The sequence below is a fragment of the Anaerosolibacter sp. genome (assembly GCF_029240175.1).
GTDB lineage: Bacteria > Bacillota > Clostridia > Peptostreptococcales > Thermotaleaceae > Anaerosolibacter.
In genome coordinates this window covers 39,695-58,118 of the sequence record NZ_JARBTM010000022.1, presented here as the reverse complement: position 1 = coordinate 58,118, position 18,424 = coordinate 39,695, and the positions used below count along the sequence as shown (strand labels likewise).

The window sequence follows — 18,424 nt, the reverse complement described above, 5'->3', positions numbered from 1 at the left end:
AGTCGCCTCCACTGGGTATTACCCAGCACCTTGCCCTATGGAGCTCGGACTTTCCTCGTCCGTGAATAATCACGTCCGCGACCATCTGACTTACTCGTTATTTATTTTTTTCGAAGACAAATACTATCTTATCATACACATACGAGTATGTCAAAGACCAAATTGTGGCATCTTCATCCCTATCTGCCACCCCTACTCACTCTTGTGAAGTATTCTGCCACAATTATCACAGGTTGCAATTTCACCCTTTCTAAGCAATGTTATTGTCATTAGCGGTACATCCATATTACATCCTGTACATATATCTTCATTAATTTGAGCCACAGGTCTATTTTTTCTTGTCTTAATATATTCATAAAGATCCATTTCTTTTTTGCTGATAAGTGCTTTTATTTCTTCAATTTGGTGCGTTAGGTCCTCTACTGTTTTTTCAATAGTCTCAATATTCTTTTGCCGATCACTTAGCATTTTCTTAATTTGACTGCCTAATTTCCGTTCTCCATCGTATGTCTCTTCGCTATTCTTTTCGTATTCTTCCAATAATTCAATGGCTCTTAATAGTTCTTTCTCTATCTCAGATACTTCCGCTTCCATTTTCTCTTGGTCCTTTAACAATATCCCTAACTGCTTTAAATCATTAATTTTTCCGCCATAAAGGTTACCCCTATTTTCTTCTTTTTTCGCATTCATAACCTCTAATAATTGTTCCAACCTCTTTATATCTATCTTCTTAGTGTCTATGGACAGTTTTGTCTCTTCATACTGCCTTTTTAGGTTTTTATGCTCTTGGATATTACCTTGAATTTCTTTTCCACCCATAAATATTTTTTTTTGATTATTCGCTTCCTTTAATTGTTCTTCCAATTCTTGCAGTCTCCATAATTGTTCCGTTATTTTCATAAAATCCCCACTTTCATCATAGATTTTCTTTTTTCATATTTGTTATACCACTTTAATACGCTGTTTATAAAAACAAAAAAGAATAGGAAAAAAACCTATTCTTAAAGAATGTTAAATGGATTGATATATGTCATTGATGGAACTATGTCAATATGATAATTCAATTGCTTAGACATTTCTCGTAACGTTTGGGCAATTATTTTACAGGCAAAATCCTCGGTTTCAAAATGACCTGCATCAATAACAGCAATACCCAATTGGGCAGCATATTGGGCATCATGGTACTTTACATCGCCAGTGATAAAGCAGTCACAACCAGCTTTATGGGCATCGTAAATAAACTCTGCACCACTTCCTGTACATAAGGCAACCTTTTGAATCCATCGGTTAACGTCACCTGCTACTTTAATGTGGCCTAAGCCTAATTTCAGCTTTAACTCATCGCAAAGCAAAGATAACTTTATGCGTTCCTTCAACATACCCATTCTCCCCATGCCGAAGGATTCAATATTATTATTCAAGGCAAATACATCATAAGCTGCTTCCTCATAAGGATGGGACTCTTTCATCTTTTGGATGACCACCTTCAGATTCTTATGGCTTACGATCGTCTCTAATCGGTACTCTGCTACCTTTTCTAGCTCATTTTCCTTACCTATATACGGATTGCTCCCCTTGAGAGGCATAAAAGTACCTGTACCCATGGTTTGATAGGTACAATATCTGTAATCTCCGATATGACCGCCTCCTGCTTCACAGATGGATGCCCGTACCAACTCAATGTGGGTTTCTGGTACATATACTACCAGCTTATAAAAGATCTCTTGATATGTTTTCTTTAGAAATATCACATCTTCTAGATTCAATGCTTGGGCAAGAACGTCGTTTGTTCCGCCTACAGCTGTATCCAAATTGGTATGGGCGCAATAAAGAATAATATCATGTCTGATCAGCTTATGAAGCAACTTCCCAACAGGATCACTGGCACAGATCGATTTTATTGCCTTGAAAATCAGAGGATGATGGGTAATAATCATATCTACTCTTTTCTCAATCGCTTCATCTATGACAGCCTCTGTTACCTCTAAGCATACCATAACCCTGTGCACTTCTCTATCTGGATTTCCTACTTGAAGACCCACGTTGTCCCATGGCTCCGCCAGATGAACAGGTGCAACACCTTCTATTAAGTTTATAATGGTTTTACATTTTTCAGGCATGACAACACCTCTTCCAGTTTTTCAACCTTACGAAGACACATGTTACGCTTTTCATTGGCAACCTCACTGCTCTGTCCAGCAAGCTGATTAAGAATTTCATGATACTTCTTCAAGTTTTTTTGGATAAACTCAATCAAAAGCGGGTCTTTGTTTTCTAAAAGCTTTTCGCCAACCTCATAGTAAATCTCATCAGAAACAGCATGTGTTCCTTTTCTGATAACCATAACTTCATAAATACGATGATCTTCTTTTACTAATCTTTCATTCGTAATCATAAAGCCATTGGCTAGAAGCCATCTTCTTAAATCATCTTGAGCCACCATAGGCTGAAGTACAAAGGTCCCTATGGAAGAAGTGATCTCGGGATGGGCATCCAAAATATCTCTTATCAGCAGTCCTCCCATACCAGCAATAATAACGGCATCTGCCTCACCAGCATGTAAAACCTCTAATCCGTTGCCTAACCGTGTCTCAATGACATTCTCCATATGATGCAAAGCGATATTTTTTTTAGCACTTTGTAAAGGACCATCATTTACATCAGCAGCAATCACTTTTTTTGCGATGTTATGTTTTATTAAATAAACAGGTATATAGCCATGGTCTGTTCCAATATCTGCAATAACAGCATTTTGAGGAACAAGATTAGCAATCGTTAAAAGTCTTGGCGTTAACTTCATAAAATCCCTCTCTATACTTTTTATTATATCACATCTTTATCATTATGCTCGTGTAGATTTGGCAAAGCTTCAACAAATTGAAATAATTCTTGGTACGTTCCTCTATAATCCGAAATAATTTCCATATTGCTTCTATTGATGATATTATCTTCAACTAAAAAAGTTTTCATTCCTAACCTCGCTGCGACTAGATCCTCTTGTACATCATTTCCTACCATCAAGCATTCTTCTGGGTCCTTATAAATCTTTGAAATTATTTCATCGTAAAACTCTATATGAGGTTTACAATAATGCATGGTCTCATAATCTGTAATAAGATCAAAATCTTCTGGATGAAGGCCTGCCCAATGAATACGATGAAGAATTGCTTGTCTAGGGAACAACGGATTTGTTGCTACAACAAGTGTATATCCTTTTTCTTTTAGAGAATGGACCATTTTCTTCACAGGCTCCAGTTTTTGTGTTGTATTTTTCAATGTTTTAAATTCTCTTTGATAAAACTCTTCTAGAACAGGTGAAATTTCATCAAAGTTTTTTTGAATTCTAGGACAAAAATCTTCCATAAAAGCATTCTCATTGGTTTTATGGGATTCCTTATTTTTGATCATATATTCAGTAGATTGCCAAAGAGCTTTTTTAAACAGCTTTTCTTCTGCTATATGGGCACATTTCTTAGAAAGTCTATCAAGATATTGACTTAAAAATTGTTCCATGTCTATAGGCAGTAATGTCCCGTCCAAATCAAAAAGAATTGTATTCATTCAATATACATCCTTTCTCCATAAATTCTCATGATAATTTCTTCTGTTCAACAGATAATAATGTCAGGAGGTGCTTCTCATGAATGAAAAGAAAACCCAGCATTCTCGCAATAGAATACCTTCTCAAAATTTCATCGGGTTTAAATGGGGTGGAACAACAACCGAATGGGAAGAAGAAGCAGACCAATTCATGAATTGCCTGCAAGATCAACTAGATGCAAAAGAAAGTGATGCTGTAAAAGAAAAGAAAATAGAGTATGGAAAACAAAAACAATATTGGTAGTTTTCCTTACCCTAGAAATGCACTATATCTAGATTGTTTATTCCCCGCCAATTATAAAGATTCGCTCGAGTAAGCGAATCTTTATTCTAAGTAATCCTTTAATTTCTTACTTCTACTTGGATGTCTAAGCTTCCGTAATGCCTTTGCCTCAATCTGTCTTATTCTTTCTCGGGTAACATCAAATTTCTTTCCTACCTCTTCTAAGGTTCTGGCACGTCCGTCATCCAATCCAAATCTTAGGCGTAAAACCTTCTGCTCTCTAGGCGTTAAAGTATCTAATACCTCGATCAATTGTTCCTTTAGCATCGAGAAGGCTGCAGCCTCTGCCGGTGCTGGTGCATCATCGTCTGGTATAAAGTCTCCTAAATGGCTATCTTCCTCTTCACCGATAGGCGTTTCTAGTGATACAGGTTCCTGGGAAATTTTTAAAATCTCTCTTACCTTCTCCACAGGAAGATCCATCTCTTTTGCAATTTCCTCAGGTCTTGGCTCTCGACCAAGTTCTTGAAGTAGTTGTCTGGAAACCCTTATTAGCTTATTTATGGTTTCTACCATATGCACTGGTATTCTAATTGTTCTTGCTTGGTCTGCGATTGCTCTAGTAATAGCCTGCCTGATCCACCAAGTTGCATAGGTACTGAATTTAAATCCTTTTCTGAAGTCAAATTTTTCTACCGCTTTGATCAGACCTAGATTTCCTTCTTGGATCAAATCTAAAAACAGCATGCCTCTACCAACATATCTCTTTGCGATACTTACCACAAGGCGAAGATTCGCTTCACACAGTCTACGCTTTGCTTCCTCGTCTCCCAATTCCATTCTCTTGGCTAATTCAATTTCTTCTTCTGCAGAAAGCAGGGGAACCTTTCCGATCTCTTTAAGATACATTCTAACCGGATCATCTATATTAATTCCCTTTGGGATAGAAAGGTCTAGGTCAACAATTTCTTCTGCTTCTGGAATATCTTCTATTTCTATTTCTGGATCTTGCTCTCCCACAATATCAATACCCATAGAAGCCAAACTATCATAAACTTCTTCTACTTGCTCTTTATCTAAATCAATTTCTTCCAATGTGTCCATGATTTCATTATAGGTAAGCATACCTCTTTTTTTACCTTTGTCAATTAAGTCTTTTACTGTCTCAATATTATTATCTATGTTCTTGCTCATCTTGCTTCCCTCCTTTCCCATACGTTACAACTTTTGTAATTCTTTTGAAATCTTCTCCAAATTTGTACATAGTTCCCTGATCCTCACTATTTCCTCTTGAGTTTTATTTTCTTTTTTTCCTAACTGGCTTAATTCCGTCTCTATGAGACGTCTTTCTTCTCTTAATCTATGGTTATGAATTGTATTAATAAAATCTATCAAAGCTTTTTCTAGATATTCTTCTGAAATTAAAATTTGATGGATGTCTCCCAATGTTTTAATCTCTTCAATATCCAAATGATTTAGCAGCATATTCATATCAACATTTTGTTCCTGAATGTTATATAAATCATAGATAACCTTTGCAATTTTTCTATTTATGGAATCCGTAAAATCTTCGTGTCCGATGGCTATTTTTATTTTAGAGAAAGTTTCTTTGTTTTGTATCATCAATTTTAGAAGACTTCTTTCAGCCTCTAGGTATCCTTGTTTTTGTGCAGGCTGGACAGGTTGAACAGACTGCACATTATACTTATTAGTATACCTATCAGACTTACTTCTATACTTATCTCTATTTTGAATAGGTTTCTGTATAGGATTCAATTGATTATAAGCATTATTACCAAATATTTCCCTTTTTATAGCCTCCTCTGAAATCTGTGATTCCATTGCAACCTTCTTTATATAGGCATCTACCTCCACAGGACTTTTTACTTGCTTTAATAATGCTGCTACAGCCTTGACAAACTTAATTTTTCCATCGGTAGTAGAAATATTATTATCCATTTTGGCCAATAGGATCTTATAGTCTATCAAAGGCAACGCTTTTTCAATTTCCTTTAGAAAAGCTTCTTTTCCTTTATGCTTAATAAAATCATCGGGATCCTTCGCTTCAGTCAATCGTACAACCCTTACTTTACAACCTAGCTCACCTAATACATCGAGCCCTCTTAATGTAGCCTTTTGACCGGCTGCATCGGAATCATATGCAATGATAATTTCATCACTATATCGTTTTAACAACTCTCCCTGATTCTTCGTCAATGCAGTTCCCAAAGAAGCCACTACATTTTTGATATCATACTGATGCAGAGAAATTACATCCATATAGCCTTCTACAACAATAATTCGCTTATCTTTCCCGACTTCCTTTTTCGCTAAATTCAGACCAAAAAGATTGTTTCCTTTATTAAATACAAGGGTCTCTGGTGAATTTAGATATTTAGGTAAACTATCATCCAATGATCTTCCACCAAATCCTAAGACATTTCCAGTGGTATTTATAATGGGAAAGATTACCCTATTTCTAAAGCGATCATAAAACCCATCCTTCGATTTTCTCTCTAGTACCAAACCCGCCTGAAAGATAAGCTCTTGATCATAACCCCTTTTTAGCAAATGGGTATTTAATGCTTCCCACTGGTCCTCTGCATATCCAAGGCCAAACTTCTTTATGGTGTTATCTTGCAAACCTCTTTTTTTGAAATAAGTAAATCCCAAGTTTTTTTCTTTTGATAAATTTCTGTAATAAAATAGTGCTGCTTCCCTATTGATTTCATATATTTTATTTTTTCGACTTATTTCTTCTTTTTCCTGCTTTGTTGATGATATTTCCTCAACATGAATTCCAACCCATTGCCCCATCAAGGTTACAGTGTCTAGAAAATCTAGATTTTCAACCTTCATCACAAAATTAATGACATTACCAGCTTCCCCGCACCCAAAGCAATGATACAGCTGTTTTTCTTCAGATACCATGAAAGATGGTGTTTTCTCATGATGGAAGGGACATAGACCTTTGTGATTTCTCCCACTTTTGTTTAGTTGGATATACCGGGAAATGACATCTACGATCTCATTTCTACTTCTAATTTCTTCGATTATATCTTCATTTAAATGTATACTCATCTTTATCACCTATATAATCCTTATAGTATTGTTTCTCCATTCATGCAAAATTTCCTTCTATTAAGAAATTTTTCATTCGATCTATTCAGTTGGATTATATTGTGCCTCACGAATTAGTTTGTCCAGACCCTGGATAAAATGCAGATCATCTTCGCTTTTATGCTTTGATGGTCCTTTTGTTCTGCCTCCGCCTTTACGAATCTGTTGTCCAATATATCTTTGCAGCATTAATCTATCAATATTCTCAAGGTTAAAAATCAAACCTCGGCTTGATATACAGAATGCTTTTTTCATCAAAGCCATGGAAGCCAGTCCATAGTCATCGGTAACGACCAGATCATTTTTATTCACCCTATTTATAATCGTCATGTCAACGGATTGATCCCCATTATCCACAATGAGATAACGAGAATATCCATCTTCTTTTGAAATATGACAAATACTAGAAACCATGATAACTTCAATATTATACTTTCGTGCCACTTGTACCGTTTCTTTTTTTACGGCACATGCGTCGGCATCCACATAAATTAACATTTCATTTAACCACCTATCAAACAGTGAATTTCATATTTCGACATTTCTCGCCGTTATTCCTTCTATTCTTTGTGCGAAAAATAAATCCATAATCTTCAGAAACCTTATTTCCACACCCCAGGAATATAGATCTCCATATACCGATTGATGACATATCGATCCGTCATTCCTGCAATATAATCTTTTACAATTTCATTGATATTATTATTCTCCATTCTTTCTCGCATCTCTAAAGACATTTTCTCTGGGTGCAGAATAAAATAATTATACAGTTGCTCGATAATGTACTGGGCTTTCTCTTCTTCCTTTTTTGCCTTCTTGCTCAAATACACATTTTCAAACATAAACTGTCTCAATTTATTGGTATAGTAAAGGATATTCTCACTCATTCTAATTTTCGATTCTCCGACACTATGATAAATCACATCCATAATCATGTTATTTATCCTCTGGCTGTGACTTTCTCCTAAATTTATGATACAGTCTTTCGGCAAATCATTGCTTGTTAGTATGCTTCCACGAATTGCGTCATCTATGTCATGGTTTATATAGGCAATTCTGTCACTTAGTTTTACAATTTGCCCTTCAAGGGTAACGGGCTCCATATCTCCAGTATGGTTCCGTATACCATCACGAACCTCAAACGTCAAGTTTAATCCCAAGCCATGCTTGCCTTTTTCGATACAATCAATCACCCTCAAGCTCTGTTCATTATGCATGAAACCACCAGGATGTATTTTATCTAATATTTTTTCCCCACTATGACCAAAAGGCGTATGTCCCAAATCGTGACCTAACGCAATTGCCTCGGTTAAATCTTCATTTAACTGCAGCGCCCGAGCGATGGTACGGGAAATCTGGGCAACTTCTAGGGTATGGGTTAATCTGGTGCGATAGTGATCACCTTCTGGTGACAAAAACACTTGGGTTTTATGCTTCAGCCTCCTAAAAGCTTTAGAATGTAATATCCTATCCCGATCTCTCTGATACTCTGTTCGTACAGTGCATTTTTCTTCTTCAATAAGTCTTCCCATGGTATCACTAGATTTAGATGCAAATTCTGAAAGTCTGTCTCCTTCGAACTTTTCCGTAATCTCTCTAAATCCCATAATACTACCTCACTTTTTGTTAATAAATATTTTATAACATAATATATATATACCACAGCGCTCATATTATTCCTTCATGACATCGAACATTTTTTCGATAATTTTTCTTAATTGATTATGAACTCTCTGTAAAATTTGCATCCTAGGAAGGTGATATCATGTCAGCAATAAAAAATCATAGCCTGTCTGATTTAGATTTTGTCACAAACAATATTCTTTCCCATTATGACATAGAAGTCAAAAACGTAGAAATCATTAAGATAAAAAGTTCAGATAAAGAAAGGGCTATTTATCGCGTATCCACTCCCCATTTAGATTATTGCTTAAAGAAAGTTTATTATTCAGTCCACGACTTAGAATTTGTGGTGTATTTGATGCAGTACTTAAAAACAAAAGGCCTTCATGTCCCAGAGATTATATTTACAAAGCAGCAAGAGGCCTTTGTATCAAATAATCATGTTCTATTTTTTTTAATGACCTGGATTGACGGCAATAGATGCAGCTATGACCGTAAAAATGATTTAAAACTCATATCCCAAAATCTTGCTGAGTTTCACTTAAGAGCTGATGGATTTGATTATCTCCCTCGTACAAAAAGTAGATATAATTATGTGAACTGGCAAATAGATTTTATCAACAAGACTAGTAAGCTGCTTAAATTTAAGAATCAGATTTACAATGATTATCAATTCAACACCGTTCACGAGCCTCTTTTAGCTGCACTTAGTCTTGAATACCCCATAGCCCATCAATCAATCAATTTATTATCACAGGTTGATTTTCAAAAGCTTTTGAAAAAAGCTGTGGTTGAAAATCGTTACTGCCATCTTGACTATGTAAATAAAAATTTATATATCCATGGGGAGAAGGTTTATATGATCGACTTTGATCGATCAAAATTAGATATCCCACTCCACGACGTGTCTAATCTACTAAGGCGGGTAATGCATAGGAGCAATACCAACTGGGACTTTTCAATTGCGAAGCATATTCTTGATACATATGATCAACATAACCCCTTAAGCAAAGAGGAAAAAAAGGCTATCCTAGCCTTTCTAATCTTTCCTGAAAAGCTTTATAAAGAAATACGAAGATTCATACGCCAGGATGGTGATGAAGCCTACTTTTTAGAAAAATTCCAAAAGATAGAGAGCCGAAGCCGCGGCAAGGATAAATTTATTCACGAGTACACCAATTTTTATTTTTAATAATGAAAGAAGCACGATGCAAACCGTGCTTCTTTATTGTTCTTATTATTTATTTAGCACAGCAGCTCTTGCAGCTGCCAAGCGTGCAATTGGCACACGATAGGGTGAGCAGGAAACGTAATGCAATCCGATACGGTGGCAGAAATCTATGGAATCTGGGTCTCCGCCATGTTCACCGCAAATTCCCAATTTTATATCAGGTCTGGTTGTTTTTCCAAGGTCTAGAGCAATCTTCATGAGCTTTCCTACGCCCACCTGATCTAATCGCTGGAATGGATCTTTCTCAAAAATTTCTTTCTTTCGATATTCCCCGATGAATTTTCCTGAGTCATCCCTTGAAAAAGCATAGGTCATCTGGGTTAAATCATTGGTACCGAAAGAGAAAAACTCAGCATGTTCTGCTATTTCATCAGCCGTTAATGCAGCCCTTGGTACTTCAATCATCGTACCAATCATATACTCTATTTTCGTATCACTGGACGCAATAATTTTATCCGCTGTACTTATAATAAGATCTTTGATGATTTTCAATTCCTTCTCATGACCAATTAAAGGAACCATGATTTCAGGCTTTACATGAATATTCTTTTCTTTCTTCACTTCAATGGCTGCCATAATGATAGCTTTTACCTGCATTTCATAAATTTCTGGATAGGTAATTGCCAATCTGCATCCTCTATGCCCCAGCATAGGGTTAAATTCTTTCAGTTCTTCTACAGTCTCTTTCAATATTTTTATATCTATATTGATCTGCCCTGCAAGCATTCGAATATCTTCGTCACTATGAGGCAAGAATTCATGAAGCGGCGGGTCTAGAAGTCTTACTGTAACAGGCCGTTCTCCCATGGCCGTAAATATCCCTACAAAATCTTCTTTTTGATAAGGAAGCAGCTTATCCAATGCTGTCATACGTTCCTCTAGGTTTTTAGCCACAATCATCTGTCGCACAGCAGGAATTCTTTCCTCTTCAAAAAACATATGTTCCGTTCTGCATAAGCCAATTCCTTCAGCACCAAATTTCACTGCGATAGCTGCATCCCTAGGTGTATCTGCATTGGTTCTGATTTTCAGCGACCTTACATCATCTGCCCACTCCATAAGTTTTCCAAAGTTACCAGACAGCTCAGGTTCCTTTGTGGGAATGCTTCCCTTATATACATTTCCAATGTTGCCATCTAAAGAGATAAAATCTCCTTCCTGGTACACTTCGCCATTTACCTTAAAGATCTTATTTGTTTCATCCACCTTTATTTCTCCACAACCAGCGACACAACATTTCCCCATCCCTCTAGCAACAACAGCGGCATGGGAAGTCATTCCACCTCGGGCAGTTAGAATTCCTGAACAGGCTACCATACCCTCAATATCTTCTGGAGAGGTTTCTTGTCTTACCAAAATCGCCTTTTCCCCTTCGCTAACAGCCTTTACTACATCATGGGCATTAAAGTATACCCGTCCCGTTGCAGCACCAGGTGATGCAGGTAGTCCTTGGGCGATTTTCTCCGCCTCATTCAAAGCCTTTTCTTCAAAAGTAGGGTGTAAAAGCTGATCCAGTTGTATAGGATCTATTCTCACTAGGGCAGTATTCCGATCAATAATTCCTTCTTCTACCATTTCTACAGCAATATTTATAGCAGCCGCTGCGGTTCGCTTTCCATTTCTTGTCTGGAGCAAATACAGTTTACTATTCTCAATGGTAAACTCGATATCCTGCATATCTTTATAGTGGTTTTCCAACAAGTTTGCTACTGTAACAAATTGATCATAGGCCTCTGGCATAACATTTTTCAGATGTGCAATAGATTGAGGTGTACGAATTCCTGCAACAACATCCTCACCCTGGGCGTTCATCAAAAATTCTCCAAATAACTTTCTTTCTCCAGTAGAAGGATTTCTTGTAAAAGCAACACCTGTACCAGATGTATTGCCCATGTTGCCAAATACCATAGATTGAATATTCACAGCCGTACCTAGATGATGAGGAATATCATGGAGGTCTCGATAAACCATGGCTCTTGGATTATCCCAAGAATCGAAAACAGCTTTGACAGCCATGAGCAGCTGCTCTTTTGGTTCCTGAGGAAAATCTTTTTTCCATTCTTTTTTCACAAGTTCTTTATAACTTTGGATAATATTCTTAAGATTTTGTACCGTCAGCTCTGTATCTAATTCAAGTTGATGGAGATCTTTTTCTCTATCCAAAATATGTTCAAATTTATACTTAGGAATATTTAACACAACATCACTGAACATTTGAATAAATCTTCTATAACTGTCATAGGCAAATCTTTCATTTCCTGTAGCAATGGATAGAGCAACGACTGTTTCATCATTTAGACCAAGATTAAGAATTGTATCCATCATTCCTGGCATTGAAAATACAGAACCCGACCTTACTGATACCAGCAAAGGGTGCTCATTAGACCCAAACTTCTTTCCTATCTTCTCTTCTAGCAATTCTAAATGCTGAAACAATTCATCAACCATTTCATCATCAATACTTTTATTATTTTTATAATACTGGTTGCATGCTTCCGTGCTTACGGTAAATCCAGGAGGAACAGGTAGTCCTATCTTCGTCATTTCGGCAAGATTTGCTCCTTTTCCTCCTAAGAGTGATTTCATTTCCTTATTCCCATCTTCAAAAGCATAAACATACTTTGTTTTCATCTCCACATCTCCTTCTACATCATGTTGAATTATTTAAAACACTGGTTTTGTTTCATAATATCCATGATAATATTTGCACTTTCTTCAACTGCCTTTGTTGATACGTCAATGACTGGACATCCTAACCTTTTCATAAGTCCTTCAGCATAATCTAGTTCTTCAAGAATTCTTTCCATGCTTGCATAGTTTGCTTCATTGCTCAATCCCAACGCTTTTAACCTTTCCTGGCGAATTTCGTTGAGTTTAATAGGATTTGTCGTTAATCCAATAATCTTTTTTGGGGACACTTCAAATATCTCATCTGGTACCGGAACCTCTGGCACCAATGGAACATTTGCTACTTTGATGTTTTTATGTGCTAAGTACATACTCAGCGGTGTCTTAGATGTTCTAGAAATACCAATCAATACAATATCTGCTTTTTTGAGACCCCTAGGATCCTTACCATCGTCATATTTTACTGCAAATTCTATGGCTTCAACCTTTTTAAAATATTTTTCATCCAGCTTTCGAATTAATCCTGGCTCATTCTTTGGCTCGGCCATTAAAATTTTTTGAAGAGAACTTATAATTGGCGACATGATATCTACAGCCTGAATGCCATAGCGCTCAGCACTTTCCGTCAAGATCTTCCTTAGTCCCGGAATTACCATGGTAAATATAATCATACAATTTTTTTCATGGGTCGCCTCATAGATAATTTCTCTTATCTGGTCTTCTTCTGATATGTAAGGGAATCTTCTGATCTCACAGTCTCCGCAATCAAATTGGCTGATAGCTGCCTTGATTACCTGTTCAGCCGTTTCACCAATAGAATCTGAAATAACATAAACGATAAGTCTGTTATTCATAAATGTACATGCCTCCTATCTATTTTTGTCTGCCTAGCTCAACAAACAGTCTGGTAATACTAGTCTTAGATACTTTCCCAATAACCTTAAAATGTTCCTTGCCTTTGTCTTCGATTTTTTCAACTACAGGCAGACTGTCTACCTCATGCTCAATAATCTTGATCGCTGCTTCTAGGGCCGTTTCATGAGGATACGTCGTCACAATGTTCGGCATTCTCGTCATGATCAATCCCACAGGCATCTTATGAATATCCGTACCACCCATAATATTCTTAAGAAAATCTTTTCTTGATACAACCCCAGCTAAATATCCATGAGAAAGAACGTAGATTGATCCTACATCTTCTAAAAATAAAGACACGAGAGCATCATAAAGGGTTGTTTGTTCATCCACTACGATGGGCAGCGATTTTATATCACTGACCTTTGTTCTTTTCACATGCTCTGAAATAATACTAACCGTGTTGTTTCCCGAATAGAGATAGCCTACCTTAGGTCTCGCATCTAAAATACCCGACATAGTTAGGATTGCTAAATCGGGTCTTAACGTAGCCCTTGTAACCTTTAGATACTGCGCGATATGTTCACTGGTAATTGGTTCATTTTCCTTCACAATCTCAATAATCTTTAGCTGTCTTTCTGAAAGCTCTATGATAATCACCCCTAAAATCACAAATTCAATAAATGTGATATACTATTTCTCTTTCGATGCCTTCGCTAGGGGAACCTAGTTCCCCTTCGACGGCTGCTAGGCAGCCTGAGCACCCCTCTGACTACGGCATGGGAATACTTCCCCTGCACCCCTGTATTTTCTGTTTAATAGGAAAGTAGAACTTTCCTATTAAACAGAAAATAGATATAGTGTAGATTACACTATATCTATTTTCTGCAATGACTTGCAATCTATTACGGTTTTTGATTAGAACATCATTCTTTCTTCTATATACTTCTCGAGATCACTAATTTTAATTCTTTCCTGGGTCATTTTGTCTCGGTCTCTCACTGTGACAGAGTGATCCTCTACAGAATCAAAATCATATGTGATACAGAATGGTGTACCGATTTCATCATGTCTTCTATATCGCTTACCAATACTACCTGCCTCGTCATAGTCAACCATAAACTTCTTAGATAGCTGCTGAAATAATTCTGTAGCACCTTCGCTTAGTTTTTTTGTCAATGGGAAGATTGCTGCTTTAAAGGGTGCTAGGGCTGGATGGAACTTCAGCACAACACGGTCACTGCCATCCTCCAATGTTTCTTCTTCGTAGGCATCGATTAAGAATGCCAATGTAACTCTATCGGCCCCTAGGGATGGTTCAATACAATATGGCGTATACTTTTCATTGGTTACAGGATCTTGGTAGGTCATATCTACCCCTGAATGTTGACTATGCTGTTTTAAGTCAAAATCCGTACGATCGGCAATACCCCATAATTCGCCCCAACCGAATGGGAATTTATATTCAAAGTCAGTAGTTGCATTGCTATAGTGGGATAGTTCTTCCTTTTCATGATCTCTTAATCGGATATTTTCTTCATTCATATTAAGATCGAGCAGCCAATTTTTACAGAAATTCTTCCAATAATCAAACCATTCCAAATCCTCGCCGGGCTTACAGAAGAATTCTAACTCCATTTGCTCAAACTCACGGGTTCTAAATGTGAAATTTCCAGGTGTGATTTCATTTCTAAAGGACTTTCCTATTTGTCCAATACCAAACGGAACCTTCTTTCTTGAGGTTCTTAAAACATTTTTAAAATTTACAAATATTCCTTGGGCTGTCTCTGGTCTTAAAAATATTTCAGCTTTTGAATCCTCTGTTACCCCTTGGAATGTCTTAAACATAAGGTTAAACTGTCTGATTCCCGTATAATCCAATGCACCACATTCAGGACATTTGATATCTTTATCTTTGATAAATTCCTGCATCTTCTCATTGCCCCATCCATCAATTCCAGCAGCATCTTCCCCTAGATTTGTCAAATAATCTTCAATCAGCTTATCTGCTCTAAATCTGGATTTGCACTTTTTGCAATCTAACAAAGGGTCATTAAAGCCTCCAACGTGTCCTGATGCCACCCAAGTTTGAGGATTCATTAGTATGGCAGAATCCAATCCCACATTATAGGGTGATTCTTGGATAAATTTCTTCCACCATGCCTTCTTTACATTGTTCTTTAACTCCACACCTAGGGGACCATAATCCCATGTATTTGCAAGTCCTCCGTAAATCTCTGAACCTGGAAATACAAATCCTCTCGATTTGGCCAATGCCACAATTTTTTCCATCGTTTTTTCCGCAGCCATCTCCATACCTCCTTAAAAAATTTCGCATGTTGCTATCGCAACTGCTCATGGCGCCAACGAAATTTCTGCGAGTATGACTCTAGAAATTTGCGTTGCTTAAAACGCCCCATGAATACGGGTTTACTCTATCCACAAGCCCCAATAGCATATAGACACTCATGCGTAAAAAATAAAAAGTCTTTCATCCCAAATCAAGGGACGAAAGACTTTTGCTTCCGCGGTTCCACCCTAGTTGATACATATGTATCCACTTTTGATTATTCGCTCAAGAGCTCCCTTCACCAAGGAATCATATCGGATTTTCAGCAACACCGACTCTCTGTAATCATTTGCATTGGCTACTCTTCTCTATCATAGCGATTCGTATTTTTTTATGATTTTATCATAATCATAAAAATCTGTAAAGGTAGTTTTTATAATTCTTCATCAGAATTTATATCACAGCTTTCCCCAGTACCAGTTTTTGGCTTCATGCCTTCCATTTTGTTCTTTACATTGTTGAGTGTATCTTCTGCCATTTCGTTAATATCCACAATTTCTCCGTTGGTTTTTACGATTTCAATTTTGCATTTGGTTACTAAAGCAGTTAACACACCCGCCATAGCAATTGGTGGCGAAAGAATCGCACCAATTGCGCCTGCCGTCACAGGGATATTCATGATGATTTCGCCATCTCTTTTCAACAGGATTTTTGTTACATTTCCCTTTTTCACAATCTCTTTGAGTTTATCTAATACTTCATTTCCCGCCCCTGAAAGACTATCTGTCCACTTCATGCTTTGCTTCTCTTCAATATGGATGATTGCATCTACCACATTACCTCCCGAAGCTTCCAATGCATCCTTTGCCTCTTTATAGGATACTCCTGTACGCTCACGGATCATGTCAATTTTCTCCAAATTAATTTCCATAAAAAAACCACCTTTCTATGTATTATGAATTTCTTTCATTGTATCCAAAAACTGTAGGCTCTTAAATTGGCTCTTATCCAAATGAGTAGAAATATAATGCTTCATAATCTTATTCAGTTCTTCCATGATATCTGGTTTCACTCTCAAACGGGCAATTTGCTCTAAGTCCATATTGATCAAATATTTCATGACATTGATGGTTGTAGGAGAAATCTTCATGGCATACATGTCTTGACCAAAACAGCCTCTGCAAATTGTTCCGCCCTCTTTTGAACTGAATTTAAAAATATTCTCTCCAGGATTCCCGCAATAAGCACATCGATCTAATTCAGGTCTATACCCAGAATAGGAAAGCAGCTTTAGTTCATAGGCCTTTACAACAGTTTCAAAGTCTTTCTCCAGCTTCGTCAAGACTGATAAGCAGCCTAATAATGTATGAAAAAGTCTATTATTTGTCTGGCCTTCCGTAACAATACTTTCTGTTAATTCTAGGATATATGCACCATAGGTTAGTTTTGTGATATCTTCTCTAAGCTGATAAAAGGATTCTTTAAGGTCTACCTGTGAAACTTGATATAAATCTCTTCCCTTGAATAGTACAAATTCACCATAAGCAAACAGTTGTGTACTTCCTGTAAACTTTCCCCTTGATTTTCTTACCCCTTTGGCAACAGCTTGAACCTTGCCCATTTTTTTTGTAAAAACAGTTAATATCAAATCTCCTTCACCAAATTTTGTCTGTTTTAAGACCACACCATCGGTCTTGCAAAGCATTTCATCACCTCAAAATAGCTTCTTTCACTTCATAGTGACTCTGCTCTAGATATTCTTTCTCCACTGAATCTTGAATTCCTTTGTATTGCAAATAATAACGAATGTCTCCCGTGTTCATGAATAGTTTCCATAGTATATTTTCCATCACCCTATAATCCCCTTCCTAAAAAATAATGTGCTATACACTATTTTTTTCACTAATAGGATAACAATATACGATGAAAATTTTGTAATAAGGCTAGGCTATAATCTATATCCAAGATTTGACAGGGTGCTCTCCTGTTCTCTCCAGTCTTCTTTGATCTTTACCCAAAGCTCTAAAAACACTTTAGATCCCAGGAGTCTTTCTATATCTTCCCTAGCACTTTTGCCTACACCTTTTAGCTTACGGCCACCCTTTCCAATAATAATCCCCTTATGAGATTTTTTCTCACAATAGATGGTCGCATTAATATCCACGATATCCTGATTTTCTCTTTTTTTCATAAAGGCAACTTCCACTGCCACACCATGGGGTATTTCATCCTGAAGATAGTGAAGCAGCTTTTCTCTAATGATTTCACTGACGATTACTCGCTCAGGCTGATCTGTAATCATATCTCCTGGAAAGTATTGTGGTCCTTCAGGAAGATAGCTCACAACTTTGTCGATTAGTTTTTGGATGTTCTTATCCTGTAAAGCTGAAATACCAATAATATCTTTAAAAATACCCTTCTCATCAAAAAGATGGTACATCTTCTCAAAGGCTTCTGGTCCAATCTTATCAATTTTATTGATTACCAGGATAACTGGCGTTTTTACCGTTTTTAACATTTCAAGGATATAAGTATCCCCAGGACCCATGTCGGCTGTTTCATCCATTACAAACAAGATCACATCTACCTCGTTTAATGTCTGCTGGGCAGATTTGACCATAAACTCACCCAATTTGTTCTTTGGCTTATGGAGCCCTGGCGTATCTAAGAAGATGATTTGGCAATTCTGCCTCGTATAGATGGATTGAATTTTATTTCGCGTCGTTTGAGGTTTATCAGACATGATTGCGATCTTTTCCCCAATAATTTGATTCATCAATGTGGATTTTCCTACATTTGGTCTTCCAATAATTGTAACATACCCTGATTTAAATTTCATATATAAGCCTTCTTT

General features: G+C 36.9%; 18 protein-coding genes and 1 other annotated feature. Of the genes, 2 read left to right on the top strand and 16 right to left on the bottom strand.

Features of this window, described 5'->3' with window-relative positions:
• Window positions 1-192: 192 nt before the first annotated feature.
• The 4 genes from K0R93_RS15325 to K0R93_RS15310 form a co-directional block, all read right to left on the bottom strand.
• Window positions 193-900 (bottom strand): zinc ribbon domain-containing protein, encoded by a 708-nt coding sequence (locus K0R93_RS15325; protein WP_300303011.1) that lies wholly within the window; start codon window positions 898-900, stop codon window positions 193-195.
• Window positions 901-1,001: 101 nt separating this feature from the next.
• The gene (locus K0R93_RS15320) at window positions 1,002-2,120 is read right to left on the bottom strand and encodes a Nif3-like dinuclear metal center hexameric protein (RefSeq protein ID WP_300303009.1); all 1,119 of its coding nucleotides are present in this window, start codon (window positions 2,118-2,120) and stop codon (window positions 1,002-1,004) included.
• Window positions 2,093-2,800, bottom strand: a complete 708-nt coding sequence (locus tag K0R93_RS15315) for a tRNA (adenine(22)-N(1))-methyltransferase (protein WP_300303007.1) — start codon at window positions 2,798-2,800, stop codon at window positions 2,093-2,095. The genes K0R93_RS15320 and K0R93_RS15315 overlap by 28 nt, the downstream gene beginning before the upstream one ends.
• A gap of 23 nt (window positions 2,801-2,823) precedes the next feature.
• On the bottom strand, window positions 2,824-3,561 hold the full coding sequence (locus K0R93_RS15310) for an HAD family hydrolase (RefSeq protein WP_300303005.1): 738 nt from the start codon (window positions 3,559-3,561) through the stop codon (window positions 2,824-2,826).
• 79 nt (window positions 3,562-3,640) lie between these two features.
• On the opposite strand from K0R93_RS15310, the gene K0R93_RS15305 reads away from it, so the two are divergent.
• The gene (locus K0R93_RS15305) at window positions 3,641-3,844 is read left to right on the top strand and encodes a hypothetical protein (protein ID WP_300303003.1); all 204 of its coding nucleotides are present in this window, start codon (window positions 3,641-3,643) and stop codon (window positions 3,842-3,844) included.
• A gap of 81 nt (window positions 3,845-3,925) precedes the next feature.
• Here the strand turns inward: K0R93_RS15305 and rpoD are convergent, their stop codons facing one another.
• The 4 genes from rpoD to K0R93_RS15285 form a co-directional block, all read right to left on the bottom strand.
• Window positions 3,926-5,017 (bottom strand): RNA polymerase sigma factor RpoD, encoded by a 1,092-nt coding sequence (gene rpoD, locus K0R93_RS15300; RefSeq protein WP_300303001.1) that lies wholly within the window; start codon window positions 5,015-5,017, stop codon window positions 3,926-3,928.
• Window positions 5,018-5,041: 24 nt separating this feature from the next.
• The gene (gene dnaG, locus K0R93_RS15295) at window positions 5,042-6,904 is read right to left on the bottom strand and encodes a DNA primase (protein WP_300302999.1); all 1,863 of its coding nucleotides are present in this window, start codon (window positions 6,902-6,904) and stop codon (window positions 5,042-5,044) included.
• An 81-nt stretch (window positions 6,905-6,985) separates the two neighbouring features.
• Window positions 6,986-7,441 (bottom strand): YaiI/YqxD family protein, encoded by a 456-nt coding sequence (locus tag K0R93_RS15290; protein WP_300302997.1) that lies wholly within the window; start codon window positions 7,439-7,441, stop codon window positions 6,986-6,988.
• A gap of 104 nt (window positions 7,442-7,545) precedes the next feature.
• Window positions 7,546-8,550 (bottom strand): deoxyguanosinetriphosphate triphosphohydrolase, encoded by a 1,005-nt coding sequence (locus K0R93_RS15285; protein WP_300302995.1) that lies wholly within the window; start codon window positions 8,548-8,550, stop codon window positions 7,546-7,548.
• A gap of 158 nt (window positions 8,551-8,708) precedes the next feature.
• Here K0R93_RS15285 and K0R93_RS15280 point away from each other — a divergent pair, with 158 nt between their 5' ends.
• Complete coding sequence (locus tag K0R93_RS15280) at window positions 8,709-9,758, top strand: CotS family spore coat protein (RefSeq protein WP_300302993.1); 1,050 nt, start codon at window positions 8,709-8,711, stop codon at window positions 9,756-9,758.
• A 45-nt stretch (window positions 9,759-9,803) separates the two neighbouring features.
• Here the strand turns inward: K0R93_RS15280 and ppdK are convergent, their stop codons facing one another.
• The 8 genes from ppdK to era all read right to left on the bottom strand — a co-directional run bounded on the left by ppdK (window position 9,804) and on the right by era (window position 18,409).
• Window positions 9,804-12,428: a pyruvate, phosphate dikinase gene (gene ppdK, locus K0R93_RS15275; RefSeq protein ID WP_330685182.1), complete on the bottom strand. Its 2,625-nt coding sequence runs from the start codon at window positions 12,426-12,428 to the stop codon at window positions 9,804-9,806.
• A 29-nt stretch (window positions 12,429-12,457) separates the two neighbouring features.
• Complete coding sequence (locus tag K0R93_RS15270) at window positions 12,458-13,279, bottom strand: pyruvate, water dikinase regulatory protein (protein ID WP_300302989.1); 822 nt, start codon at window positions 13,277-13,279, stop codon at window positions 12,458-12,460.
• 19 nt (window positions 13,280-13,298) lie between these two features.
• A complete protein-coding gene (locus K0R93_RS15265; protein ID WP_300302987.1) occupies window positions 13,299-13,940 on the bottom strand; it encodes a helix-turn-helix transcriptional regulator in 642 nt (213 codons plus the stop codon).
• A 258-nt stretch (window positions 13,941-14,198) separates the two neighbouring features.
• Window positions 14,199-15,590: a glycine--tRNA ligase gene (locus tag K0R93_RS15260; protein WP_300302985.1), complete on the bottom strand. Its 1,392-nt coding sequence runs from the start codon at window positions 15,588-15,590 to the stop codon at window positions 14,199-14,201.
• Between the two features lie 191 nt (window positions 15,591-15,781).
• Window positions 15,782-15,954: a binding site (T-box leader), on the bottom strand.
• Window positions 15,955-16,003: 49 nt separating this feature from the next.
• The gene (locus K0R93_RS15255; protein WP_300302983.1) at window positions 16,004-16,501 is read right to left on the bottom strand and encodes a DUF4342 domain-containing protein; all 498 of its coding nucleotides are present in this window, start codon (window positions 16,499-16,501) and stop codon (window positions 16,004-16,006) included.
• A gap of 15 nt (window positions 16,502-16,516) precedes the next feature.
• The gene (recO, locus tag K0R93_RS15250) at window positions 16,517-17,275 is read right to left on the bottom strand and encodes a DNA repair protein RecO (RefSeq protein ID WP_300302981.1); all 759 of its coding nucleotides are present in this window, start codon (window positions 17,273-17,275) and stop codon (window positions 16,517-16,519) included.
• A gap of 4 nt (window positions 17,276-17,279) precedes the next feature.
• Complete coding sequence (locus K0R93_RS15245) at window positions 17,280-17,420, bottom strand: YqzL family protein (protein WP_300302979.1); 141 nt, start codon at window positions 17,418-17,420, stop codon at window positions 17,280-17,282.
• A 98-nt stretch (window positions 17,421-17,518) separates the two neighbouring features.
• Window positions 17,519-18,409, bottom strand: a complete 891-nt coding sequence (era, locus tag K0R93_RS15240; RefSeq protein ID WP_300302977.1) for a GTPase Era — start codon at window positions 18,407-18,409, stop codon at window positions 17,519-17,521.
• Window positions 18,410-18,424 lie beyond the last annotated feature (15 nt).